The sequence below is a fragment of the Flavihumibacter solisilvae genome, from assembly GCF_000814475.1.
Classification (GTDB): Bacteria; Bacteroidota; Bacteroidia; order Chitinophagales; family Chitinophagaceae; genus Flavihumibacter; species Flavihumibacter solisilvae.
In genome coordinates this window covers 265,358-290,288 of sequence record NZ_JSVC01000001.1, presented here as the reverse complement: position 1 = coordinate 290,288, position 24,931 = coordinate 265,358, and the positions used below count along the sequence as shown (strand labels likewise).

The 24,931-nt window shown below is 46.7% G+C and carries 20 protein-coding genes; 12 read left to right on the top strand and 8 right to left on the bottom strand.

Annotated elements, in window-relative coordinates; translation table 11 throughout:
- Positions 1–79: 79 nt before the first annotated feature.
- A complete protein-coding gene (locus OI18_RS01200) occupies positions 80–1,225 on the top strand; it encodes a DEAD/DEAH box helicase (protein WP_039136305.1) in 1,146 nt (381 codons plus the stop codon).
- A 59-nt stretch (positions 1,226–1,284) separates the two neighbouring features.
- Positions 1,285–2,382 carry a lipase family protein gene (locus tag OI18_RS01195; RefSeq protein WP_039136303.1) on the top strand — a complete coding sequence of 366 codons (1,098 nt, stop codon included), beginning with the start codon at positions 1,285–1,287 and terminating at the stop codon, positions 2,380–2,382.
- Positions 2,383–2,405: 23 nt separating this feature from the next.
- Here OI18_RS01195 and mnmG read toward each other — a convergent pair whose 3' ends face one another.
- Positions 2,406–4,274 (bottom strand): tRNA uridine-5-carboxymethylaminomethyl(34) synthesis enzyme MnmG, encoded by a 1,869-nt coding sequence (gene mnmG / locus OI18_RS01190; protein ID WP_039136302.1) that lies wholly within the window; start codon positions 4,272–4,274, stop codon positions 2,406–2,408.
- Between the two features lie 404 nt (positions 4,275–4,678).
- Complete coding sequence (gene ybeY / locus OI18_RS01185) at positions 4,679–5,125, bottom strand: rRNA maturation RNase YbeY (RefSeq protein ID WP_240312694.1); 447 nt, start codon at positions 5,123–5,125, stop codon at positions 4,679–4,681.
- 25 nt (positions 5,126–5,150) lie between these two features.
- Here ybeY and OI18_RS01180 point away from each other — a divergent pair, with 25 nt between their 5' ends.
- Together OI18_RS01180 and nadD are read left to right on the top strand one after the other, a co-directional pair.
- On the top strand, positions 5,151–5,408 hold the full coding sequence (locus OI18_RS01180; protein WP_240312693.1) for a FeoA family protein: 258 nt from the start codon (positions 5,151–5,153) through the stop codon (positions 5,406–5,408).
- A 46-nt stretch (positions 5,409–5,454) separates the two neighbouring features.
- Positions 5,455–6,033 (top strand): nicotinate (nicotinamide) nucleotide adenylyltransferase, encoded by a 579-nt coding sequence (gene nadD / locus OI18_RS01175; RefSeq protein ID WP_039136300.1) that lies wholly within the window; start codon positions 5,455–5,457, stop codon positions 6,031–6,033.
- 16 nt (positions 6,034–6,049) lie between these two features.
- Here the strand turns inward: nadD and dgt are convergent, their stop codons facing one another.
- Entirely contained in the window at positions 6,050–7,429 is a 1,380-nt protein-coding gene (dgt, locus tag OI18_RS01170; RefSeq protein ID WP_240312692.1) for a dGTP triphosphohydrolase, read from the bottom strand.
- Positions 7,430–7,580: 151 nt separating this feature from the next.
- On the opposite strand from dgt, the gene OI18_RS01165 reads away from it, so the two are divergent.
- The 8 genes from OI18_RS01165 to OI18_RS01130 all read left to right on the top strand — a co-directional run bounded on the left by OI18_RS01165 (position 7,581) and on the right by OI18_RS01130 (position 18,776).
- Positions 7,581–8,012 carry a hypothetical protein gene (locus OI18_RS01165; RefSeq protein WP_152616693.1) on the top strand — a complete coding sequence of 144 codons (432 nt, stop codon included), beginning with the start codon at positions 7,581–7,583 and terminating at the stop codon, positions 8,010–8,012.
- Positions 8,013–8,076: 64 nt separating this feature from the next.
- On the top strand, positions 8,077–8,403 hold the full coding sequence (locus OI18_RS01160; protein ID WP_039136294.1) for a hypothetical protein: 327 nt from the start codon (positions 8,077–8,079) through the stop codon (positions 8,401–8,403).
- Positions 8,404–8,423: 20 nt separating this feature from the next.
- Positions 8,424–9,296, top strand: coding sequence for a hypothetical protein (locus OI18_RS01155; protein WP_052272754.1), 873 nt, complete (start codon positions 8,424–8,426; stop codon positions 9,294–9,296).
- A 10-nt stretch (positions 9,297–9,306) separates the two neighbouring features.
- The gene (locus OI18_RS01150; protein WP_039136631.1) at positions 9,307–9,987 is read left to right on the top strand and encodes a response regulator transcription factor; all 681 of its coding nucleotides are present in this window, start codon (positions 9,307–9,309) and stop codon (positions 9,985–9,987) included.
- Complete coding sequence (locus OI18_RS01145) at positions 9,984–11,309, top strand: sensor histidine kinase (protein ID WP_039136292.1); 1,326 nt, start codon at positions 9,984–9,986, stop codon at positions 11,307–11,309. Before OI18_RS01150 ends, OI18_RS01145 begins: the two co-directional genes overlap by 4 nt.
- 29 nt (positions 11,310–11,338) lie before the next feature.
- Positions 11,339–14,599 carry a UvrD-helicase domain-containing protein gene (locus tag OI18_RS01140; RefSeq protein ID WP_039136291.1) on the top strand — a complete coding sequence of 1,087 codons (3,261 nt, stop codon included), beginning with the start codon at positions 11,339–11,341 and terminating at the stop codon, positions 14,597–14,599.
- 16 nt (positions 14,600–14,615) lie between these two features.
- The gene (locus OI18_RS01135; RefSeq protein WP_039136290.1) at positions 14,616–17,480 is read left to right on the top strand and encodes a PD-(D/E)XK nuclease family protein; all 2,865 of its coding nucleotides are present in this window, start codon (positions 14,616–14,618) and stop codon (positions 17,478–17,480) included.
- 48 nt (positions 17,481–17,528) lie between these two features.
- Complete coding sequence (locus tag OI18_RS01130; protein WP_039136288.1) at positions 17,529–18,776, top strand: chromate transporter; 1,248 nt, start codon at positions 17,529–17,531, stop codon at positions 18,774–18,776.
- 131 nt (positions 18,777–18,907) lie between these two features.
- On the opposite strand, the gene OI18_RS01125 is transcribed toward OI18_RS01130, so the two are convergent.
- The 5 genes from OI18_RS01125 to OI18_RS01105 form a co-directional block, all read right to left on the bottom strand.
- Positions 18,908–20,527 (bottom strand): tetratricopeptide repeat protein, encoded by a 1,620-nt coding sequence (locus OI18_RS01125; protein WP_039136286.1) that lies wholly within the window; start codon positions 20,525–20,527, stop codon positions 18,908–18,910.
- Between the two features lie 16 nt (positions 20,528–20,543).
- The gene (locus OI18_RS01120; protein ID WP_039136285.1) at positions 20,544–21,344 is read right to left on the bottom strand and encodes a universal stress protein; all 801 of its coding nucleotides are present in this window, start codon (positions 21,342–21,344) and stop codon (positions 20,544–20,546) included.
- 122 nt (positions 21,345–21,466) lie between these two features.
- Positions 21,467–22,849 (bottom strand): sensor histidine kinase, encoded by a 1,383-nt coding sequence (locus tag OI18_RS01115; RefSeq protein WP_039136283.1) that lies wholly within the window; start codon positions 22,847–22,849, stop codon positions 21,467–21,469.
- A gap of 1 nt (position 22,850) precedes the next feature.
- Positions 22,851–23,540 (bottom strand): response regulator transcription factor, encoded by a 690-nt coding sequence (locus OI18_RS01110; protein ID WP_039136282.1) that lies wholly within the window; start codon positions 23,538–23,540, stop codon positions 22,851–22,853.
- Between the two features lie 105 nt (positions 23,541–23,645).
- Entirely contained in the window at positions 23,646–24,791 is a 1,146-nt protein-coding gene (locus tag OI18_RS01105; RefSeq protein WP_039136281.1) for a methionine aminotransferase, read from the bottom strand.
- Positions 24,792–24,931 lie beyond the last annotated feature (140 nt).

The window sequence follows — 24,931 nt, the reverse complement described above, 5'->3', positions numbered from 1 at the left end:
GGTTCATTTGTAAGGCGGGTAAAGTAACCGGTTCATTTCTGTTAGCCTTACCGTTTTTTTAAACTAAATATTTTTTGTTTTGAGTTTCTCACAATTAATGGTGAGCGAACCTATTTTGAGGGCGCTTACTGATGCCGGTTATAGCCGGCCCACTCCGATCCAGGAGCAATCCATACCTCTTGTACTTTCACGAAAAGATCTGCTTGCCTGTGCGCAGACCGGTACAGGAAAAACAGCAGGCTTTGCAATACCTGTATTACAACTTCTCCAGGAAGATAAATTGTCCGGTAAAGGACAAGCCGGTATTAAAGTTCTTGTTTTAACTCCAACGAGGGAACTGGCCATCCAGGTGGAAGAAAGTTTCCGTAGTTATGGGAATTATCTTGGATTCCGCAGCATCACCATTTTTGGTGGTGTGTCACAGGTACCTCAGGTGCAGGCGCTTCAAAAAGGTGTTGATATTCTTATAGCGACTCCTGGAAGATTGCTTGATCTTGCATCACAGAACCTGATTTCGTTTAGTGATCTCCGTTACTTCGTTCTTGATGAAGCGGACCGGATGCTCGATATGGGTTTTATTCACGACGTGAAAAAGGTTTTAAAACTAATCCCGGCAAAAAGACAATCACTGTTTTTTTCCGCAACAATGCCGCCAGAGATCAGGAAGCTTGCTGACCAGATCCTGCATGCTCCTGAAAGTATTGCGGTGAACCCTGTTTCGTCTACGGCCGAACTGATCAGCCAGGAGTTATATTTTGCGTCGAAGGAAGAAAAGAGATTTTTGTTGCTTGAAATCCTCCAGCAACGTAAAATCAGGACTGCACTTGTTTTCACAAGGACAAAGTATGGCGCCGATAAGATCGCCAAATTTTTGGTTAAGTCCGGGGTACCGGCGGCGGCCATTCATGGTGATAAATCACAGGGGGCCAGACAGCAGGCTTTAGGTAATTTCAAGGAAGGAAAGATCAGGGTGTTGGTAGCAACTGATATTGCAGCCCGTGGTATAGATATCGACGCGCTTGCGTTTGTCATCAACTACGAAATTCCCAATGTTCCCGAGACGTATGTTCACCGTATTGGCAGGACTGGTCGTGCGGGTGCAGAAGGTACAGCTATTTCATTCTGCGATAGTGAAGAAAAGGCTTATGTGCGCGATATTGAAAAGCTGATCAAAAAACGCATTCCGGTTATGACGGTGTCGACCGGGAATGTGAGTGCTTCCTAAAGTACTGATATCAGTAGAGCAAACAGACTGATCTTAATTATATTTAAAAAATAGTAAATATGACTAGGATATTCAGCCTGTTTGCTTTTTTATTTTCCCTGATTCAAACAGCGGGGGCACAAACCCTGAAGCCCGGTTTTGATGCCAGCGAATATGGGGACCTGATGGCGCTCATCGATTACCAGAACAGGGTTTTCGATGTAACAGGTAAGAAAACATTTATTATCCCGGCAGGATATGATTTGGAGTATTCATCTCCTGAAATGGGATTCCGGAACCAGTGGGATTTCTGGAAAAGAAATGACGGTACAGGAATTATAGTTCTCAGGGGAACGATAAACAATGCTACCAGCTGGTTGGCAAATTTTTATGCGGCAATGATTCCGGCTACAGGAAAGTTGCAACTAAATGATTCCACAGTTTTTAATTACAAACTCGCAGCTGATGAAAAAGCGGCTGTGCATGTGGGTTGGGCGACGGCTCTTGCTCACCTGGCTCCGTCAATAAAAGAGAAGCTTCTCGAAGCATATAAGGATGGGATGAAATCTTTTCTCATTTGCGGTCACAGCCAAGGCGGTGCACTCGCTTTTTTGACCCGTTCCTATCTCGAATATGAACCTGGAATTCCGCAAGACATACAATTCAAAACTTATTGCAGTGCAGCCCCTAAGACCGGCAATATTTACTATGCCTGTGACTTTGATTTTATATCCAGGGGTTACTGGTCGCACCGTATTGTCAACAATGCAGATTGGGTTCCCGAAACGCCATTCACCATTCAGACGGTTAATGACATGAACGAAGTGAATCCATTTATGAATATTGACAAGGCTTTGAAAAAGCAACCCTGGTTAGTCCGGGTATTCCTGAGATCGAAATACCGCAAGCTTGATCGTGCGACAGTGAAAGCAGAAAAGCGATACAGAAAAACGCTTGGGCACCTTTTATTCGGAAGGGTTAAGAAAGTGCTCCCGCAATTTCGGGAGCCGGTGTACGCGAAGACAATGCAATACATGACCGCCGGAAATCCGGTGATCCTGCAAAACGATTCGGCTTACTTTCGAAAGCATCCGTTCGATGGAAAAAATATTTTCCTTCACCACTTGCCTACTCCCTACCTGGAACTGGTGGATCAGTATTTCCCGGACAGTAAATAGGTGGTGTACGGTGATCCCGGTTTTTACCTGCCCATGTACACCATGAGGATCTGGACATCACTAGGATTGATGCCACTGATCCTGCTTGCCTGGCCGAGGGTACGCGGGCGGATTTTCTTCAGTTTTTCCCTTGCTTCATTACTGATAGCAGAAACCTTGGTGTAATCAAACGTATCTGGTATTTCAAGAGTTTCCATTTTGTTCATCCTGTCAACCAACTCCTTTTCCTTCTCGATATAGACATCATACTTAAGCTGGATCTCGGCCTGTTCCAAAGCTGATGAAGGATAAACGGACACTGCTTCTTTAAGTGAAGGCAGGGCATCCAGGATCTCAGTCAGTTCCAGGTTGGGTCGCAGCAAAAGTTGGGCAGCCCTTTGTTTTTGTTGGAGAGGTGCAGATTGCCTGGATTCCAGGTAACCATTAATTTCTGCCGGATCGATGGAGAAGTCCTGCAGGATTTTCCGGATTGCACTCGTTCCCTCCTTCTTGGCAATTACCTTATCCATTCTTTCCTGGCTTGCAAGTCCCATCCGGTAGCTCTTTTCTGTAAGACGGATATCAGCATTATCCTGCCTTAGCAGGGTTCTGAATTCAGCCCGGCTGGTAAACATCCTGTAGGGTTCTTCTGTACCCTTGCTGATGAGGTCATCGATCAATACACCAATATAGGCCTCGCTTCTTCCAAGAATAAATGGTTCCAGTTCCTTCACTTTGAGGTGAGCATTGATTCCAGCCATTAGTCCCTGGCATGCTGCTTCTTCGTACCCGGTTGTTCCGTTGATCTGACCGGCGAAGAACAGGTTCCCGATCAGTTTGGTTTCGAGGGAATAATTCAATTGTGTAGGGGGGAAATAATCATATTCAATGGCATAGCCGGGTCGGAACATCCGGGCGTTCTCAAACCCCGGGATGCTTACAAGTGCTTTGTATTGAACATCATCAGGCAGGGATGTGGAGAACCCATTCACATAGATTTCGACTGTATTCCAGCCTTCGGGTTCAACAAAAATCTGGTGTCTTTCCCGGTCGGCGAACCGGTTGATCTTGTCCTCGATGCTCGGGCAATATCTTGGTCCGACGCCTTCGATTCTCCCTGTGTACATGGGACTCCTGTCGAACCCGGTCTTCAGGAGATCATGGGTTTTCTGGTTGGTATAGGTAATATGACAACTCCTTTGCTGTTCAGCGCGGATTGTGGGAACGTCGAGGTAGGAGAAGCCCACAATTGTATCATCACCCGGTTGCTCTTCCATTTTAGAGTAGTCCAGGCTCCTTCCGTCGACGCGCGGAGGTGTGCCGGTCTTAAGGCGGTCTGCTTCAAACCCCAGTTCAACGAGCTGTTCGGTGATCCCGGATGCCGCCTTCTCTGCTACCCTGCCACCTCCGAATTTCTTCTCACCTATATGGATAACGCCGTTCAGGAAAGTCCCGCTGGTAACGACCACTGCACGGGAACTAATTTCATGCCCCAGCCCGGTAACCACACCCGCAGCCCTGCCATCTTTTATGATAAGGCCCTTTACCATGTCCTGGTAAAAGTCTACGTTCCCGGTCTGTTCGAGCATTTCCCTCCAGGTTGCCGCAAATAACATCCTGTCGTTCTGTGCGCGGGGGCTCCACATCGCAGGTCCTTTGGACCGGTTAAGCATGCGGAACTGGAGCATACTACGATCAGTGACAATACCTGAGTATCCACCGAGGGCATCAATTTCCCGGACAATCTGGCCTTTGGCTATACCTCCCATCGCTGGGTTACAGCTCATTTGGGCGATGGTTTGCATATTCATTGTCACCAACAGAACCTTACTGCCCATATTAGCTGCAGCGGCCGAGGCTTCACATCCTGCGTGACCTGCACCGACAACAATTACATCGTAAACTGGAAACATCCTGATTATTTGAGAGGCAAAATTACGGTGTTTCACGTGGAACACGAACTGTGTTAGGGTTCTATTAACGACGTGGAATGTTCCACGTGGAACAGGAAAGATGAAGAGTAAAAGGGTAAAAGAAAAACCTAAAAGGAGATAGTTACAGGGAGATTTGGAGTGAAACAGCGGATTTTCCCTAACTCATTACTTTGTAAGGTATTAAGAAAAGTAACTAGGGTGTAGGTAGGGATTAGCTAAGGAAATACTACGGTGTCCTTCCGTGTTCCTTCCGTGTATCTTCCGGCTGCAACAGTTGTGGACTTTTGAAAAGGGAAAAAGCCGGTGAAAAAGAAAGAAAAAGCTGATTCAAAAAATGAAGAAAGGGTGAGTTGCGCGGTTTAAGAGCTTTAAGTTGCCTGGTTTTATTTGCTACCAAAGTATTTATCTAAATAGAAGTCCTCTTTTTGGCGCATAATCTTCTCCTCCCGCGCTGTCTTGTCGCCAAAGCCACAGAGGTGCAGAACGCCATGGAAGATTACCCGGTGGAGTTCGCGGGCGAATGTTTCGTTGTGGTCCCTGGCGTTATCTTTTACCCGGTCAATACTTATATATACCTCACCGGTCGTAGGTGCCCCGGGTTCGGAAAGGTCGAAGGTGATAATATCAGTATAGTAATCGTGGTCCAGGTGTGCACGGTTGATCTCCAGTAGGTATTCGTCGCTACAAAAGATGTAACTGAGGGATTCAAAAGGAACCTTTTCCTTCCTGAACATACCGCGGATGAATTGTTTGCACTCACCCCGGCGGGTGAAGGGAAAGTCCTTTTTAAGATAATGAAACTGGATATTATCGGTAGTTTTGTGCATCATTTCCAAAAATCGTAAAACATTCTTAATGGAGCAGCATAGTTTTGAGGCAGTTATGATGAAACGTTTATCGGATATCGGAATCGGCCGCGTTGTTGTGATTAAAAGCTTTGAGAATAATGAGATCTTCCTGAAGCTTATGGAGATGGGCTGTGTGCCCGGCGAGCACGTAAGGGTTGAGCAAAAAGCACCCCTTGGTGATCCGATTGCTATCACCGTGTCAGGATATAACCTTAGCCTCAGGTTGGATGAGGCCAGGAATATTTTTGTTGAAGAGGTCGCCTGACCTCTTTTTTTTTGTGTGATCCCCTTCCGCCAGTTAAATTGAATGCATGAAAATCGGCCTATACTTCGGGTCATTTAACCCTATACACACCGGACATTGTATCATAGCCAATTTTATTGCGACCAACACCGACCTCCAGCAGGTGTGGTTTGTAGTGTCTCCGCAAAACCCATTCAAGCCTGCCGCGGCATTACTTAATGAATACGACCGTCTTCACCTGGTGAAACTGGCAATAGACAATATGCCCAACCTGCGGGCATCGGACATAGAATTCCACCTTCCCCGCCCCTCCTATACAATCGACACCCTCACCTACCTGGAAGAAAAGTTTCCGCAGCATAGTTTTTCTGTGATCCTGGGGAGTGATGGACTCCAGAATTTCTCTAAATGGAAGAATGCCGGGAGGCTGGCTGAGAAGTATAACTTTTACGTTTACCCCAGGCCAGGGTTCCCGGTTGAATCGGGTACGGAAGCCCCCCTACCCAATATGACCATTGTAGAAGCACCGATGCTGGATATTTCGGCCACATTTATCCGGAATATGATCAGGAATGGGAAAGACATCCGGTTTCTTGTGCCGGACCCGGTGAAAGAAGAAATTGAAAAAAACCTGTACTACAGGTGAACAGAGTAAAGCCAACTCAGGTGTGAGTTGGCAATGAAATCCCCCGAAGGTTTTTATATAATTCCATTGCGTAGGAGTCAGTCATTCCTGAAATAAAATCAATCACCGCAAGAACCTTTACATACGCCGAGTCTTCCTGTCCATGGAATTGTGCCGGCAGCAGTTTTAGTATCTTCTTTTCGCGGTGGGATGGCCTGGCATGCAGTACGGCCGGAATGAAAGACTCCAATAGGGCATTCATCACCTCGTAGCCCGCCAGCTCGATCTTTACCACTGTTGCATGGTTGTAGATCCTGCGAATCGTCACCTGGTTTATTTCTTCCAGGGCCTTCGCAGCAGCAGTGTCCAGCGAATCGATCAGGGATCGGTTATAGGTACCTGTAAGAATGGAATCCCTGTTCTCTATAAACGCATCCACACAGCTTAAAGCAAGGAAGTTGATGCATTTGGCGCGGAGATAAGCCAACTGTTCACGCGGATCGCCGGACAGGTCGTCTAAAGTCGCCCGGATCCTGTCCCGGTTCTCCCGACCGGAAGTTTCGAGGAGGGCAGTGAAAAGACCAACGGCCGTAGTACTATCAATAATACCCAGCCGGTGTGCATCCTCCCAGTCTATTACCCGGTAACAGATATCGTCAGCCGCTTCAACGAGGTACACAAACGGATGGCGATTATAAATTAATGGGTCTTCAGAAACCGGCACCATTCCCAGCGCTTCCGCGACTTCCCGGAAAGAACTCTTTTCTGCCTGGAAAAAACCATATTTCTTCCTGCTTAGTTGACTGGGATCTGTTGCAACTGACTCACAGGGATACTTGGCAATTGACGCTAGCGTGGAAAAGGTGAGCTGGTATCCCCCTTTCTGGCGGTTCGCATAGTGGTGTGTAAGAATGCGGAAAGCATTGGCATTTCCTTCAAAGTGGGTAATATCCTGCCATTCCTGTGCGGAAAAATATTCCTTCAAAGGAACTTTATCGAAATGCGAATCGGCCTGCTCTATAAAGTACGAGGAAATTGCCGCTTCGCCCGAGTGTCCGAAGGAAGGATTACCGATGTCATGTGCCAGGCAGGCGGCGGCAATGACACTTGACAGGTCGGTGAGGTAAAAATGTTTTGCGTTCTCATTCAGCCCGTTACCAAGAACCGTTACCAGCTGCTCTCCTACCAGCTTTCCCAGTGACCGGCCCACACTGGCAACTTCCAGCGAATGGGTAAGGCGGTTATGCACAAGTACGGGTCCCGGCAATGGAAATACCTGCGTCTTGTCCTGTAACCTGCGGAAGGCAGCTGAAAAGATCAGTCGATCAAAATCCCTCTCGTAGGGAGTACGGGGGGTCGTTGAAATATATCCCTGGCCGAATCGGCCATGCGAAAAGCAAGTGTTCCAGTTCATCATATTCACAAAGTTGCAGCGGTGAAATTAATCAGACAAAAGGAACAGGAAATTTTCAAATTTCATCCTGCCTTCATCTTGCCATTCTAGTTTTGATTTTAACAACCATGTACATGTGAAAATCACTCAATCAACTTTTATGAAAACAACTAACATGAAAAAAGTATTTTTTATTTCTGCTTCCCTCCTGTTCACAGCAGTTTGTTTCGCACAAAGCGCTACTTCATCTGCTGCATTAAAAAGTGAAACAACTGTTTCTGCTGATGCAAGTCCTGCCGTTAACAAGGCAAATGAAAGCCTTACAAATGCGAAACAACGTACCAGGAAAGCCAGAAAACAGGCGGCCCAGGAAGTTACAGAAAAGGGAAAAGATGTTAAACAGCAACTGGATAATACAAAAATCGATGCCGGCGTTAATGTTGAATCCAGCGCCGCGTCAAACAACACCGCAGCTGGCACGAAAACTGCCGTACGCGTGAACAGCCAGGCAATAGCACCTGTTCCTGCTGTCAAAACACCTGCAGTCTGCGTAAGACCAATCCGGGCGCGGGTTACAGGCAATGCCGGCTTAAATATTAATAAATAATAACATATAAAATTAAGGACTGCCCGAGGCTGGTAAAACGGGCAGTCATTTAATTTTGAAAGCAATGAGTACCCTGAATTTCCGATTGTTCCTCACCACGGTGTTCTTCACCTGCAGTTATTCTTTGACGATAGCCGGCACTGCGTCACCAGGCAAACCATTTCGGTTGTGCAAAACAGTTATATCATTGAGAGCCTTGACGGATACTGTTCCGGCACCGAATCCGCCGGCAGTTGTACAGCCTGAGGATAACAAAGAAAAAAAAGACATCATTAAAGAAGTGCCAAAATCCCGCCGCCAGTCGAAGCCTGTGATTGTTACTCCACGTGTAAAAACACCACCACTAAAAATCATCAAGCCAAAGATCATCAGGCGCACCGGAATTCTCTAGCCCGTTTTGAAACTACCCTCATGAAAACAACTCTTTTCACTGTAATAAACTGCCTGCTGGTAACCGCTTGTTTCGCCCAGGCAGACAGCTCCGCTACAGTTACGGATTCCAGTCAGCTGGAAACAACAAAGACAACGCTAACGCTCGGAGCTTTATATAACAGCAATGCCAGTTATTACGGTCAAACCAGCAAGGAAAAACTGCCTTATTTCCTGGCAAATGCAACACTGCGATTTAAGTCCGGGATCTATCTGACAACCTCAGTATACAAGCTGCTGGATAAAACATCGTCGACTGTTTCCGCAATAAATGCAGGGGCGGGAATGGATATACGGACAGGCAAAAAAACCAGCATCGGGCTGGCTTTCAGTCATACATTCTTTCCTGACAATTCACCCTTTCTGCAAATTGCCAATGCAAGCAACGCAGGAGCTTCATTCACCTATAATCACTGGCTAACAACCACGATCGGTGGCGATTATGCCTTCGGCAAACAGAATGATTATTTCGCCTCTCTTTCCAATTCAAAATATATCGTTCTTGGTTCCCTGGCCAAAGGGAAAGATGTAATCTCTATTACACCGGCGATTGAAATAACCATTGGTACGCAGCATTTTTACGAAACATACATCACAGAAAAAAATTATCGCGACAGCCTGCTCGGGATTATTCCGATATTTCCCGGTGGACAGGAAACGGAGCAAACTACGGTTACCCGTAAATCAACCAGTTTCAGCCTTCTCTCCTATAACCTGGCAGTTCCGGTAGCGTATAGTCGTTCACGTTATATGATTGAAGCAGCTTACCAGGTATCCGTTCTTGCAAATGATGCCCAGGCATTTACTGACAAGCCGATGTCGTTTTTCACCTGTAGTTTTTATTACCAATTCTAAATTGAAACCAGTGAAAGTCTTGATAGTAGAAGATGAACGTGCACTCGCTATAGAAATGGTAGATTTCCTGAAAAAAGCTTTTTTCCTGTGCGATGTAGCATACACAGCCAAACAGGCGAACCTTATGATCGAAGATAATGTGTACGACTTCATTCTTCTTGATCTTGGCCTGCCTGATAATGATGGATTGAACGTCCTGAAAGAAGCAAAAAAATATCATCCCGATGCAGCCTACATCATACTCACGGCAAGAGGAAACCTGGAAGATCGAATCAAGGGCCTTGACCTGGGTGCTGATGATTATATGGCAAAGCCATTCAGCCTGCTTGAATTGCAGAGCAGGATGCAGGCCATTACCCGAAGGAAGTCAGGATTGAATGATACCTTGGTTCCACTTGGAGACTTCAGTATCGACCTGCGTAAGCGGCTGGTTTTTTATGGGAAGAGTGACATCGAATTATCTAAGAAAGAATTTGACCTTCTTAGTTATATGCTGCTTCATCGGAACAGGCCGCTGACACGCATGCAGCTGAGTGAACACATCTGGGGAAATTTCAGTGACGATGATTATGACTCTAATTATATTGATGTGCACATCAAAAACATCAGGAAGAAACTTTCCATTCACGCACCTGTCGACTGGCTCGAAACAATAAGAGGCATTGGCTACAAAATCAAACTGCACAATTGAAGCTGTTAACCAAACTGACACTGTTCATAACGCTTTCGAAAGCCGCTATTGTTGTGCTTTTTGTTCTGCTGCTACCGTTTCTTGTTGATGGCATCGCTTTCCAGTATACAAATCATTACCTGCGTGAGCAAAAGAAGAAAGTGTTGAAAACCATTGACCGGAATGGGATTGACTATTACCTGCAGGGTGAAGATAACTATGGAAGTTATACCATGCTGAAAGAAGAGTACATCGCATTGGAGCCGGTTGATCATCTCACGAAAACAGATACGATCGAAACCAGCCGCAGGATAATTGAACAGGACACACTGAATTACCGCGTACTCAGTCACGGCTTTTCAATCGGCAAAAAAAATTACCTGCTGGAAATAGGGAAAACAACAGCAACCATCAGCCAGTATAACCGTTCGCTGCAGCGTGTTGCCCTGTATGTGCTGTCTGCGCTGATCCTGATCACCGTCATTATCGACCTCGTCTTTACACGATACATGCTGCGGCCGCTTGGACTTATCATCAGATCCAGGCTCGTGAAACGAAGGTTTCCATTTAATGAACATGAGCCTCCGGTTAAAACTTCAACTGAGGATTTCAAATATCTTGACAGGTCGCTGGTCGAACTTATGGACCAGGTCAGTGAAGCGTTCGCAAAGGAGAGAGAATTTACTTCAAACGCCTCGCATGAACTCATGACTCCCATCAGTATCCTGCAGACAAAACTTGAAAACCTGATGATGGAAAAGGACATGCCAGAGGCCGCACAGCATCGGGTTATGGAGATGATGAATTCACTCAACCGCCTGAAAAAGATCATGAACGCCTTGTTATATATTTCACGCATAGAAAACGAACAGTTCGCAAAATCGGTAACGGTTTCGCCTTCAACTGTTATGTCTGGAGTGGTGGCGGACCTTGATGATCGCATTGAAGAAAAAAGGATCCACCTGTCGCTCCAACTTTCAAAAGGCATCCATATTCCAAACCTGAATCCTGATCTTTTGTTTCAACTGTTTTATAACCTGGTCAACAACGCGATCCGGTATAATAAAACGGGTGGAAATATTTCCATCTCAGATGCGTCGATGAATGATGGCAGCTACTGCATCACTATAACTGACACGGGATCAGGGATCGACACGGAGGACGTTCCACACATCTTCAACCGGTTCAGGAAATCGGGAAATGCACGGAGCGAAGGATATGGACTGGGCCTGGCCATTGTTAAAAGCATCGTGAATTTCCTCGGACTTGAGATTTCAGTCAGCTCCAGGTTGCACGTCGGAACAGCATTTAGTATTGTTTTTCCTGCTGCGATAGGTCGATAAGTGAATAAGTCTAGCTATGTTTGGCCTTTATGAAAGAAGCAGGGATTACTCCGCCGTTACATATTTATCGGGCATCTGCAGGATCGGGGAAAACATTCCTGCTTGCATCGGAATACCTGTGCCTGCTTTTTGAACATCCACTGAAATTCCGTGAAATCCTTGCTGTTACGTTTACCAATAAGGCGACCGAGGAAATGAAGCACCGGATTATCAGTGAACTCAGGAAACTGGCGGAAGGGAAGGATACTCCTTATGCACGGATCATCACAGAACGCCATCCTCAATTGAAAGGAACCGGTCTTGCGGTGCAGGCCGATGCGATTTACCGTTCCATTCTGCATGATTATACACGGTTCTCGGTAAGCACTATCGACAGGTTTGTACAACAGGTAATCCGTGCATTCTCTTACGAGATTGGTCTTGATTCCGGTTATGAGTTACAGATGAACCAGGAGGTCGTGAAAGAAGACCTTGCTGAACGGTTGTTCGACATGCTGGAAACCAACGAGGAACTGTTCAACTGGATCAGGCGGATAGCCGTGGACCGGATTGAAAATGGCAAGCCATGGGATTTCAGGGGTGAAATGCTGGATTTCGCAGGGGAAATTTTCCAGGAGAAATTTTCCAGGTTTGAGGCGAACATGAGAAGTCTTGAAGATCCCCAGGCGACATTCGAAGCCCTTCGTGCCTCAATGTTGTCTGTTGCCCGCTCACTGGAATTGCCAATGATTTCACTCGCCGAAAAAGCGATATCGATACTGGCGGAGTCTGGTCTTTCCCCTGATGATTTTTCCTATGGGAAAAGTGGTTTCATCAACTACTTCAACAAGATCAAAAAAGATAAGGAGTTTGAACCAGGTTCACGGGTGTTGGAGGCGCTCGGTAACCCGGATAAATGGTTGAAGAAGTCAGCCTCCCCTGCAACAAAAGACAACATACTTTCCCTATATCCTCTTCTCAATCCCCTGCTCGAAGAAGCGGTTGAACTTTACCGTGAACAGAACACAGATTACCAGACCGCAAAGGCGATCCTCCAGAAGGTGGATAACCTTAACCTGCTTCGGGTATTGGCAGACCTGCTTGCGGATTACCGCAGGGAGAACAATGCCTTGCTGATAACCGATTCACAGCAATTGCTGAGAGAACTTGTGAAAGATAATGATGCGCCCTTCATTTACGAAAAAACCGGGACCCGTTACCGGCACTTTTTGCTGGATGAGTTCCAGGATACGAGCACTTTTCAATGGGATAATTTCAGGCCATTGGTTGAACAGTCCGTTGCAAGTGGAAATTTTAACCTGGTTGTAGGTGATGTGAAACAGTCCATTTACAGGTGGAGAAACGGTGACTGGCGGCTTTTGCAGGAACAGGTGAGGCAGGATATCGGCAGGCTCAATGTATTGGAAAAGAGCCTGCAGGATAATTACAGGAGCCGGGCAGGCATCATCGATTTCAATAATCACCTGTTTTCAACCGCTCCTGAAATTTTGCAGCGGCAGTTCAATGAGGAGATGGCTGGCATTTCAGATGAAGTCACCCGGCAGCAATTAGAGACATCCGGTTATTACAGCATTATTTCGCGCGCGTATGCAGATGCGGAACAGCAAAAACCACCTGCCTGCCTCGAAGGAGGAGTAATTGATATTCGCTTCTTTCCGAAAGAGGAAGCGCGTTCGCCGAATTCATGGAGGCCCGCCGCAGAGCGCTGGATCTGCGAATTAATGGACAGCCTGATAGCTGATAAAGGATTCAGTCCCTCGCAGCTAACCCTTCTCACCCGAAATAATAGCGACGCACGCAACCTGATTGACCTGTTGTTACAACACCAGCAAAGCAGTGAAGCACGATGCCGCTATGCACTTATATCAGCAGACGCCCTGGTCCTGAACGCGTCACCGGTAATTCAATTGCTGCTTTCAGCGCTCCGGTTCCTTGTTAATGAAAAGGATTCCCTTTCACTGGTAGAACTCGTACAGGCAAATGCCCTGCGGCTTGGCCTGGATTTAAGCAACCACGACTGGTACCGGCCTGAAATGAATCATGCTTTCAACCAGCTACCTGAGAGCTTCAGGAAAGAACATAAAACTTTGCTGCAATCAGGATTGTACGAATGCACGGAAAAACTGATCAGCATATTTTCGCTTGATGAGTGGATACAGGAGCAGGCTTATATTCTTACATTCCGCGACATCATCAATCAATTCAGCGCCAAAGGGAAACCGGATATCCGTGAATTCCTGGAGTGGTGGAATGATGAATGTTCTGAGAAAGCATTGCCGCTTTCATCGGCATTGGATGCCGTGCAGGTAATGACAATTCATAAATCGAAAGGACTTGCATTCGATGTCGTTATTCTACCTTATGCCGACTGGAAAATGCAGAACGACAACGGAACGCTGTGGTGCGATTGGTACGACGACAACAGCGACATTGAAGTGCTGCCGGTTTCCATCAGCAGCAAACTCGTTCAAACCCACTTTGCCTTCCAGTATTTCGAGGAACAGCTGATGGCAAGAATGGATGCCCTCAATATGTTGTACGTTGCGCTTACCCGTTCGCGTGAGGCTATTTACATTGCTGCACCACTCCCCGCAGAAAGCAGTAACGGTAGCAGTAAACTTGTGAGCGACCTGTTGTATAAAACACTGAGCATCCAGGCAGCATTTGAAAACGAAAGATATTTTGTTGATGGTAAAACGGACCCTGCAGGTAATTCAGAACCTGCGGCTGGTGCTTTGCAGATCAGGCCATACAGCGCCAATACAAAACTGCTTCAGAATTTGAGGGAGCCGGCAAGAGAAGACATGTTGTTAAATGCTTCCGGAACGGACCAGTTAAAAATCGGCCAGCTGGCGCACCTTGCGTTATCAAGGTCCACCAACAGGGAAGAAATTGAAAAGGTCCTTGATCGTATGCAACTGGAAGGCGTGCTTACCTCTGTGCTTAGGGAGCAGGTACGGGAAAGTGTAATCCAGGCGCTTGGGCATCCGCAATTGTCCGAATGGTTCGGCGGTGCGTACACGATGATCAATGAGCGTTCCATCCTTGTAAGGGGGGGTGAGGTCAGGAGACCCGATAAAGTACTGGTTTCGCAAGCCGAAACCATATTGCTTGATTTTAAATTTACGCACGAACCGTCAGAATCGCATGCCCGGCAAATCGGTGAATATGAAGACCTGTTGAAACAGATGGGTTATCCCTCAGTGAAATCTTATGTGTATTACGGCTTCAACCAGTCGCTCGTTCCATTGACTATGCTTGCTGTGAAACAAGGCCAGCTATTCGTTTAATGATTAACGTTACAGAATGTTTTTGAAAGAAGTTGCGGAGCAGTTGTATGAAAGATTCGGCAGTAAACTGTCGGATATGGCGATTGTGTTTCCCAATAAGCGGCCGTCGGTTTTTTTCAGGCGCTACCTGGGTGGACAGATCAGTGGCCCGATGTGGAGTCCCCATCTCTTTACCATCCATGAATTTATTCAATTATCAACCAGTAAGTTGCCTGCTGACAGGCTAATGCAATCCTTCCTGTTGTTTAACGCATATTCAGAAGTGATGCAGGCTTCCGGTTCCGGGGCAACTACAGACTATGAAAGACTCTTTTCCCTCGGCGAAATATTATTGAATGACTACACGGAACTGGAATCAAATGTGGTGTCCATTGCAGATGTTTACAGTAACATGGCAAGCCTTGCAGCGATCGACAGCGGCTTCGATTACCTTTCTGATGAACAGAAGGAATTTCTGCAACGTTTCTGGAGCAGCTTTTCAACCGAGCGCCTGAGCAGGCAGAAGGAAAAGTTCCTGCACCTGTGGCAAAAGCTGCCAGCGATTTATCAACGATTCGCGGAATTACTCGAACAACGTGGATTAACGAATACCGGTACGATTTACAGGGATCTCGTTGCCGGTCGAAACGACACCCCTGGTTTTGCAGATGCATATGATAAAATCATCTTTGTTGGATTCAATGCTTTTAACCGTGCGGAGCTCCAGATGCTTACAAAATGGAAGCAGGCTGGCAAAGCATTGTTTTATTTCGATGCAGATATCCATTATCTCGAGGATAGCCGCCAGGAAGCGGGACTTTTTCTTCGCAACAATCTTCAACAGTTTGGCAATGAAATGGAAGCGTCAAACAGTATCCGCCAAAGCACAAAGCCAATTAACATTATTGCAGCTGAAGGCAATGCGGCGCAGGTAAGGTTACTTCCACAGTTATTGAAACAGTTTCCCACACTGAACAGCCAGCCGGAAAGAATCGCAGTATTCCTTTCCGATGAAAACCAGCTGATGCCGGTACTTCATGCAATTCCTGATGAAGTTTCACAGGTGAACGTAACCATGGGTTATAGTTTATCCCATTCGCCGCTTTTCAGCCTGGTACAGGCCATTATCAGAGTGCAGGAATCGCTGGCTCAACACAACGGCAAGCGGGTGTATTATCAATACCTCCTTCAGGTGTTACAACATCCCTACCTTCACGACAATAAAGAATCGCAGGCTTTGGTTACGGAAATCAATAAGCGAAGCCTTATATCCATTCCGGCAGAGAGATGGATGCATATTGCCGACAAGAGACTGCAACTTATCCTGCAGCCAGTTGAGAAATCCGCCATGTTGATCCAGCTTATCAAATCGGTACTGGAGATCCAGGCGGCAGCGCCTACCGACAATGCGCTTGGAATATTAGACAACCAGCTCATCACTTCGGCATATTTCCAGCTGAACCGTCTTGAAGATCTTTTGGGTCAATTCAGTTATGCGCTTAGCCTGCCATTCATGGGCTCGCTTGTTTTGCAGGTGTTACGGAGTGTGAACGTTGCGCTGGAGGGCGAACCGCTTAAGGGTCTGCAAATAATGGGTCTGCTGGAAAGCCGGGGCCTCGACTTTGACCATATCATCCTTTTGAACGTAAACGAAGGCGTTTTGCCGGGAAAGGCTGCTGCTCCGACTTTTATTCCTGACAGTATCCGGAGGGCGTTCGGATTGAGTGTAATGGAAAAACAGGATGCCATATTCGCCTACGTGTTTTATCGCCTGCTTCAACGGAGCAAAACGGTCCACAGCCTCTACAATTCAACAGTCGATGACAATAGCACCGGTGAGCCAAGCCGATTTCTCGCCCAGCTGGAATATGAAACGGACATCCCGATAAGGAAGGATACTGTTGACATCCGGGTAAATCCTGAAGCAAGGCAACCAATTGTTATTCCGAAAGATGACAATATTATGCAGCGGCTAGGACAATATAAGGGGAACCTCCTCTCTCCTTCAGCCATAAATAATTACCTGGAATGCAGGCTACGCTTCTACTTCCAACACCTGATGCGGATCAGGGAGCCGGAAGGCTTCCTGGATGAAATTGATGCCCGCATGTTGGGAAACATCCTGCACCGGGCAATCCAGTACCTGTACGAGAGACTGGCCGAGTCGAAGGCAATGAATAAATCAGTTACGGTAACGGATATTGAAACGATGGCCGGGTGGACAGGCTGGGCAGTAGACCGCGCGTTCAGCCAGGAAATCGCCAGGGACCCCGAACAGCCGATAGATTATACAGGAAGCTACCGGGTAATAAGGGAAGTAATTTCCGTGTATGTAAACGAAGTATTGGTTCATGACAAAACATATGCGCCATTCACTGTCCGCCAACTGGAGAAAGATGTATACACTACAGTTACCGTGAATCCGAATGGGAAAGAATGGAAGATCCGGCTGGGTGGGATAATCGACCGTGTAGATATTAAGAACGGGGTCTACAGGATCATTGATTACAAGACCGGGAAGGACAAAAAAGAATTCAAGACTGTGGAAGAGTTGTTTGGGCGGGAAACGAAGGAAAGGAACAAGGCAGCGCTCCAGACTTTTATCTATTCCTATATTCTGCGCCAACAATTTAGCCAGGCCGTTCCGGTAGTTGCGGGGCTTTACGACGTGAGAAATATGAGGAAGGAAGGACTGGCATTTGACTGGCGGTTCAAAGTGCAGCAGGGTAAAGGGAACCAGGTTGCGGTTGATCATGACCGTATGGACGAAATCATTGGTGAAACCCTTCCGTTATTGCAATCAGTCATTGAGGAAATCTTTGATGAGAATATTCCTTTTGATCAGACAGCCATTACTGATCGTTGCCAGTATTGTCCATACCAGACAATTTGCGGAAGATAAAGAAGGAATGCAATCCGCTGTCACCAATTATTCTATACTTTTATTGGGATGGTTTTATTCCGGCACATTTCTTTTCTCAAGGCTGTGTTCCTGCATAGTTTAACTGCTTTTGGCGGTCCGCAGGGTCATTTCGGAATGATGCTTAAGACCTTTGTTGCCGAACGCAAAGACATTTCGAGGGAAGAATTGATGGAGTACAATGCGTTCTGCAATATGTTGCCCGGAGCTTCTTCCACCCAGGTACTTACACTGGTAGGATATAAAAGAGGCGGTATTCAGCTCGCATTGTTAACCTTGTTGATCTGGATGGCCCCGGCATGCCTGCTGATGGGATCACTTTCTTTCCTGGTAAGGCATATTGACAATAAATCTCTTCAGCACGACGTGTTCAAATATGTAGCCCCAATGACTATAGGGTTTTTGGGGTATGCTTCGGTAATTGCCTTCCGGCTAGCCGTGAACAACACGATAACAAGTGTTATCATGGTAATGAGTGCTGTGCTGTGTTTTGCATTTTTCAAGATTCCCTGGATGATCCCGCTACTGATTGTGACCGGGGGATTTATCACAAACCTGAGCGATCGGAGAATACCACAGGGCAAGGAGAAACCCAGGAAGATCAACTGGGCAAATGGTTGGCTTTTTGCCTTCCTGTTCATTGCTGCGGGGTTTCTCAGTGAACAGGCCCGGAAAAACGACTGGCCGAACCGGAGGCCCCTCAACCTTTTTGAAAACACCTATCGTTTTGGAAGCATCGTATTTGGCGGAGGACAAGTGCTGGTGGCCCTGATGTATGAGCAGTTTGTCATCCGTCCCGAATCCGAAAAAGGAATCCAGAAGAACCCGAATATGATCCGAATCGAGCGGGAAGCATTTTATACAGGTGCAGGAATCGTCAGGGCAATGCCCGGACCTGTATTTTCCATCGCTTCGTTCATGGGGGGCATGGCTATGAGCGACCGTGGAACAGGATGGCAGGTTGCCGGCTGTATAATCGGGAGCATCGCTATTTTCCTGCCAAGCGTGTTGTTGGTTCTGTTTTTCTTCCCGATCTGGAATAACCTGAAAAAATATGCCGTCGTATTCAGGGCGCTGGAGGGAATCAACGCTACAATCGTAGGCTTCCTCGTGGCATCAACCCTGTACATGCTGAAGGATATCACTTCGTCCGAATGGACAGATCATGGCTGGATGAACATAACCGTGATAACCGGAACATGGCTCCTGCTTGCCTACTCCAAACTGCCTTCACCTTTAATTGTTATATTCTGTCTCGCTTTGGGATTCTTCTTTTAATTGACTTATTCAATTCAACACCCAATTCGATAGTACAATCGAACAGCTATTAAAAAGCCCCTCCTTGACAAGAGGGGCTTACACCCAAAAAAACCAACCTTTCGGTTAGAGAAACTGAGTTAAAGACTTAGTTATTTAGGTCCGCCATCACGAATCCATTTCTCCAGGATTCCGGCAAACTTCTGTGCATCTGCATTGGCAGGCTGCAATTCGAGGATTTTCCTGAACCAGTCGAGAGCAGCCGGATAGTTTTTACTGACATTCGCTTCATAAGCACCGAGATACCCGTAGGCCTGGGTCAAAAGACTCTTGTTTTTTTCCCTATCATTTTCGCCTATTTCCGCAACTTTTTTGTAATCAGCTATAGCCCGGCCTTTTTCCATTGTAGTGTCCAGTTGTGCTTCGCTCCTGGCCTTCCAGTAATATCCATAGATCTGTTCGGGGTACTTTGAGGTGTATAAACCGAAAACAGAATCAGCGGATTGGAATTCTGCCGCAGCATAGTGTGCCAGTCCCCAGTTATAGATATCCAGGTTGTTGGTCTCTTTTTTCGTTTCAAATATTTTTCCTAGCCAGTGTGCTTCCCTGCTTTTGTCCTTATTCGTTTTGTAGAGCTGTGCAAGTTGTTGCATGTAAGCAACTTTGTATTCCACGACTGTGTCAACTGCGATGGCGCGCTCCCAACTTATGGCAGCAAGTGAATCCTCATCGGTTTTGTGCCGCAGCTTTGCCTGCAGGTCAAAGTCTTTCGCAACGAGGTTGCTGTCAGCTTCCTTTTCAAAATATAGGCGCAGGTTTTCTTTTGCCTTCAGCGAGTCGCTGAGCCCATCATAACTGTACGCAAGCAACTTGAAGAGCCGGGGTTTTGCCTTCATCTTTTCTGCCTGCAATATTGTATTGGCACCGTTGATTGCTTCAGTGTATTTACCTGATGCAAACATCAGATCGGTCTGCATATACTGTTGCTCTACGGAAGGGTCGGTATTGGCGATGTACAGGTCCAGGTACTCCTTTGCCTTATTCACATCGCGGAAATAATAATGGTAGTACAATTCGTAATACGCTGCTGCATACTTCGGATCAGTTGTGATGGCTTTATTGAAGTATTGAAGAAACATTTCGGGGTTTTGCTGGGTGACATAGATCTTTCCCAGCTTATAGGCAGCCTCTGCATAATGATCATCCCTGATCAAAGCCTGCATGTAAGCCTTGGCTGCTTCGCTGCCCTGCATGAGCTTCCGGTAACTGTCGCCTTTTAAGGTTAGCGCTTCTGCGTCCAGTTGTTTTTCCCTGATCTCATTCAGTAATGTAAGTGCATAGGTTGCATCACCGTGATCGTTTTCAACCTGCGCGCGGGCAATAGCTTTAATAACACCTTCATCTTTTTTCCTGGAAGCCTTCAGCGCTTCTTCGAATTGCGCTATTGCTTCTGGTTTTTTGTTTTCTGCAAGAAGAATGTTCCCTAGTGCAACGCGGTTGAGCGGATGTGCATCCAGGATATTCCCCGCATCCTTATGCAGAAGAGATTTTGCCTTGTTAATACTGTCCTTCTCCTGGTAAACTTTTGTCAGCCAGTAGTAAGCTTCCTTTTCATCTTCGTGCTCCTTGATAACTTTTACCAGCACTTTTTCAGCGCTTTCCAGCCGGTCATAATATAATAGCTGCCTGGCTTCGTCAATGGTCTGTGCAGATGCTGTAAAGGCGGTCAGGCAGCCTGCACAGGCAAGAGAGTGGAAGATTAGTTTCCGCATGTTCTTTTGTTTTGTGTTATACCGCCATTACCGGGATACGGGAGGCAGAAAATATTAATCGTGAAAAAAATTTATTGATGATTCCGGGTAATGCGACCTCAGGACCGGGTTCCACCACTATGAGGTCTGCATTTACCCTTTCGGCATATTCAATAGTTGTATCCGCAATGTTTCCACCCGTCAGCGGATGGCATTCAACCGGCAAGGTTGTGTTGTCCTTCAGCAGCTGATAAGCCTTCAGCAGCAACATGTGTTTATTTACTCCACGATCAGGCGACTCGTCGCTGAGGGAAACAAGATGGATCCGTGCATTATTGAATTTCGCCAGGTAGGTCGCAAACATGATCTTCCGTAACGGGAGTACGTCCGTAACCGGCAATACGATGTTCCGGATATTGTTGATCGTCCGTGGCCTGGGCAAATTCAGAACGGGACAATGTGCTTTTACCGTAAGGCGATTTATGTTTACCGGAGATACAAGACTGGCCAGGGAAACACGATTATTTTGCATCAGTATAACCAGGTCAATGTGCTTGCGGATACAATAGTCCCTGATCACTTTTTCTTCTCTTCCTGTTTCGCAATGACAGAACAGCAGTCTTCCTTTTTCCAGTTTTGGTAAAAAGGAGCTTTGTAATTGCATAAGCTTTAGTGAGGCTACTGCATTATGATCCGGATTAATAGATATTGAAGGGATATGCAAGAGGTGGATATCGCACTGAAGCTCGTTGGTCAGAGGAATGATATCATTCAGTACGCGAACGCAGTGATCAGAGAAATCGACCACAATTGCTATCTGCTTCAGTAACTTTTCCATCTTTGGTTTACAGGACCGGCAAGGTATGCGACTTACATCCCTGGCCATTCTTAGCCTTATTCCAAATATGGATTGCAGGGATTAAGCTGTGATTAAAGCAGCATTAAAAGCATATTAAAAGGTTAGACCTGTTTTCCTGCGGAGGGAAGTGTTATACGGAACAGTGTGCCTGAGCTTTCATCCGAGCTCACTTCGATTTGTCCGCGGTGTAGTCCGATGATCCGCTTGGCAAGTGCGAGTCCCAGGCCGAAGCCTTTATGTTCTATGGATCGTGGAGAACGGTAAAAGGGAAGGAAGATGTGTTCTATTTCCTCCTGCATGATCACATCGCCATTATTAAGAACTTCAATGATCAATTCGTTTTCACCAAAGCGCAAAAAGACGCGGCTGGTGTGATCCGTCGAGTATTTGCAGCCGTTTTCAATGATGTTCCCGAGTGCGCTGAACAGCAGGTCAGAATTTCCGAATACCAGGAACCTTCCCTCCTCTTCAGGAAATTCCTCGAACCTGAGCAGTACCTGGTAATCCGCGGAAAGTTTTTGGACAGCCCCGGTGATTTTTATCAGCACTTCGTCGATCCTGATCTCGTGTAATTCGATGCTTCCATGGTGACCGGTTTTTGCAATCTCCAGCAGGCTCTTGGTCAGCTGTCTCATTTGCTGAACATCTTCCTGGACGGATTCCAGCACCTGTCGGTATTCTTCCTGCGACCGCGGCTTTTGTAGGGTGACCTCAAGCTGGGAAGAAATGGAAGTCAGTGGAGTGGAAAGTTCGTGTGAAGCATTGGAAATAAACCTGCGTTGAATGGTGAAGGATTCATGCAGCCTGTTAAGCAGGTCATTAAAGGTATTTGCAAGCCGGAATAACTCATCCTGGCCGCTGCCTGCATCAATACGGTGCGACAGGTTGTGGGACGAGATGTTGTTTACTTCTTCAATAATGGATGAAATGGGCCTGATGAGCTGCCGGGAAAAAACATAACCGACCAGCATGGTCAATGCCATACCGGCAACGAGACTGGTAGCAAGAATTTGCCTAAGGTCTTTCAGCCATTGATGTCCATCTGCATCATATGCCGCAACAACAATGATATAGGGGCCTCCTATAACACTTGCGACTTCGCCGAATGCGTCGCGCTTACCGATCTGGAACGAAAGCTCGCCATGAGCGGAAATATCATCAAGGGTGGCAGCAGTAAGCGTAAAATCGTCAGTTGGACTGGTATTGAAGGCATACAGCTTTTTCTTTTCCGGCGAGAAGATGTGTATGCTTTTCGATGTAAAGAACCTCGCGTTGCTCGCATCTATTCTTTGCAATGATGACTGGCTCGAGTCGCCCAGGATCGCAAAGAGTTGCGCTGCATTGTGGGCGCGGCCGGATAGGCGTTGCTTGAACACCGATTTTCTCTGAACGCTGGAAAGATAGTAAACGGAATACGCGGTCAGTAGCAGGAGCGCTATAACCAGTAATGTGAACAGTAAAGTTATTTTAGTGCGTATGGTCACTTCAGCTGTTTTCTTTCAGCACATAGCCCATACCAACCTGCGTGTGAATCAGTTTCTGCTCGTAATCGCGGTCAATTTTCTTGCGAAGGAAGTTGACATAAACGTCAATTACATTTGTTCCCGTGTCAAAATCAATATCCCAGACATTAAGCGCAATATCTGCCCTTGATACTACCCTGTTCTTGTTTTTGATCATGTACTCGAGCAACTGGAATTCCTTGGCGGTCAACTGTATCGGCTTTCCCGCACGTGATACTTCCTTGCTGTCGAGATTAATCACAAGATCATTGACGCGGATGCTCTTGCCAACGGGAGCATTATGTTGTGCTCTTTTCAGCAGTGCGCGGATCCTGACCACCAGTTCGGCAAAGTCGAATGGTTTCACAATATAATCATCCGCACCTGTATTAAAGCCTTCGATTTTGTCTTCGGTGCTGTTTAGAGCAGTAAGTAACAAAACAGGCACCTGCTGATTTATCAGCCTGATATGCTTCAGTAATTCGTAGCCATTAAGACCAGGCACATTGATATCGGCAATTACCAGGTCGTAATTATTCTGATCGAATAATTTTTTACCGATATTACCGTCGTAGGCAAGATCGATCTGGTATTGCTGCTCTTCGAGACCTTTTTTCAAGGTCTCAGCAATCTTTTTTTCATCCTCTACTAATAGAATCCTCGTATCTGACATGCTTACATAGTGGTAGTTCACCTATAAAATTACGGCTATTCACCCCCATGTACGGGAGACGCAGAATTAGAAAATGATTAAAAACGGGTTAAATTACCGATAGCGCTATAAACGGGAAAGTCTTTCCACAGCTGCTTCCAGCGTTTCTTCTTTTTTTGCGAAGCAGAAACGCAGGATCCGGTTCCTGCTTCCCTCCTGGTAAAAGGCAGAGACAGGGATTGTTGCCACTCCATACTCCCGGGTCAGTCTCCGCGCAAATGCAGTATCAGACTCATCCGTGATGCGGTCATATGCTGCACAGATGAAATAACTGCCCTGTGAGGAAAGCAGGCTGAACCGGGTGGAATGCATTAATTGTATAAAATGATCCCGCTTTTTCTGAAGAAAAGTGCCCAGGCCGAGATAAGCTTCCTCATCCCTGAGAAATTCTGTTATTCCGACCTGTGACGGGGTGTGGCAGCTAAAACAGTTGAACTGGTGTACTTTCCGGAACTCCCTTGTAAAAGCTTCTGGTGCTACACAATAGCCCAACTTCCATCCGGTGCAATGATAGACTTTCCCAAAGGAAAAGCACACGAAACTCCGCTGAAACAGGTCCGGGTACCGCAACATACTGTGGTGCAGCATTCCATCGAAGACAAGATGTTCATATACTTCATCGCTGATGATATACATATCATGGTCGGCGACCAGGCTGCGGAGAGAGGAGATGTCCTGCTCCGTGAGTATCGATCCTGTGGGGTTATGCGGACTATTCAGAATGATCGCCCTGGTTTTTTCCGTTACTCCGCGCCTTACCGCATCCCAGTTGATGCTGAAATCCGGCGTATTCAATGGCACCAGGACAGCTTTTGCGCCGTTGACCTCTATATTGGGTACATAACTGTCGTAGGCGGGTTCAAGTACAATCACCTCATCGCCCGGCCTCAATATCGTGGTGAGTGCGGTATAAATGGCATAAGTGCCACCCGGCGTAACAGTGATCTCAGTATCGGGATTTATCGAAGCCCCATAAAGGCGGTTGATTTTTTCGGAAAGCGCTTCCCGGAGTGGCATCCAGCCCGGCATCGGCGCATATTGGTTGCAGTTGCTGCGCATGGCCCTGCTAACGGCATCGATCAGTTGTTCACTCATGGGAAAGTCGGGGAAGCCCTGCCCGAGGTTCACCGCATTGTGTTCGGCAGCCAGCGCGCTCATTTCCGTAAAAATCGTCGTTCCGACGTTTGGGAGTTTCGAATGGAAGGATAACATGTGAGCAAAGATAGGGACGCAAAAAAATAGAGCCCGGATCGGACTCTATTTAAGGACCACCCTAAAACCTGCATGAAGAAGAGGTTTTACAGTCTGCTGCTTACAGACTGCATATTGAAGTTAGTCTGCTATTAGCTCTA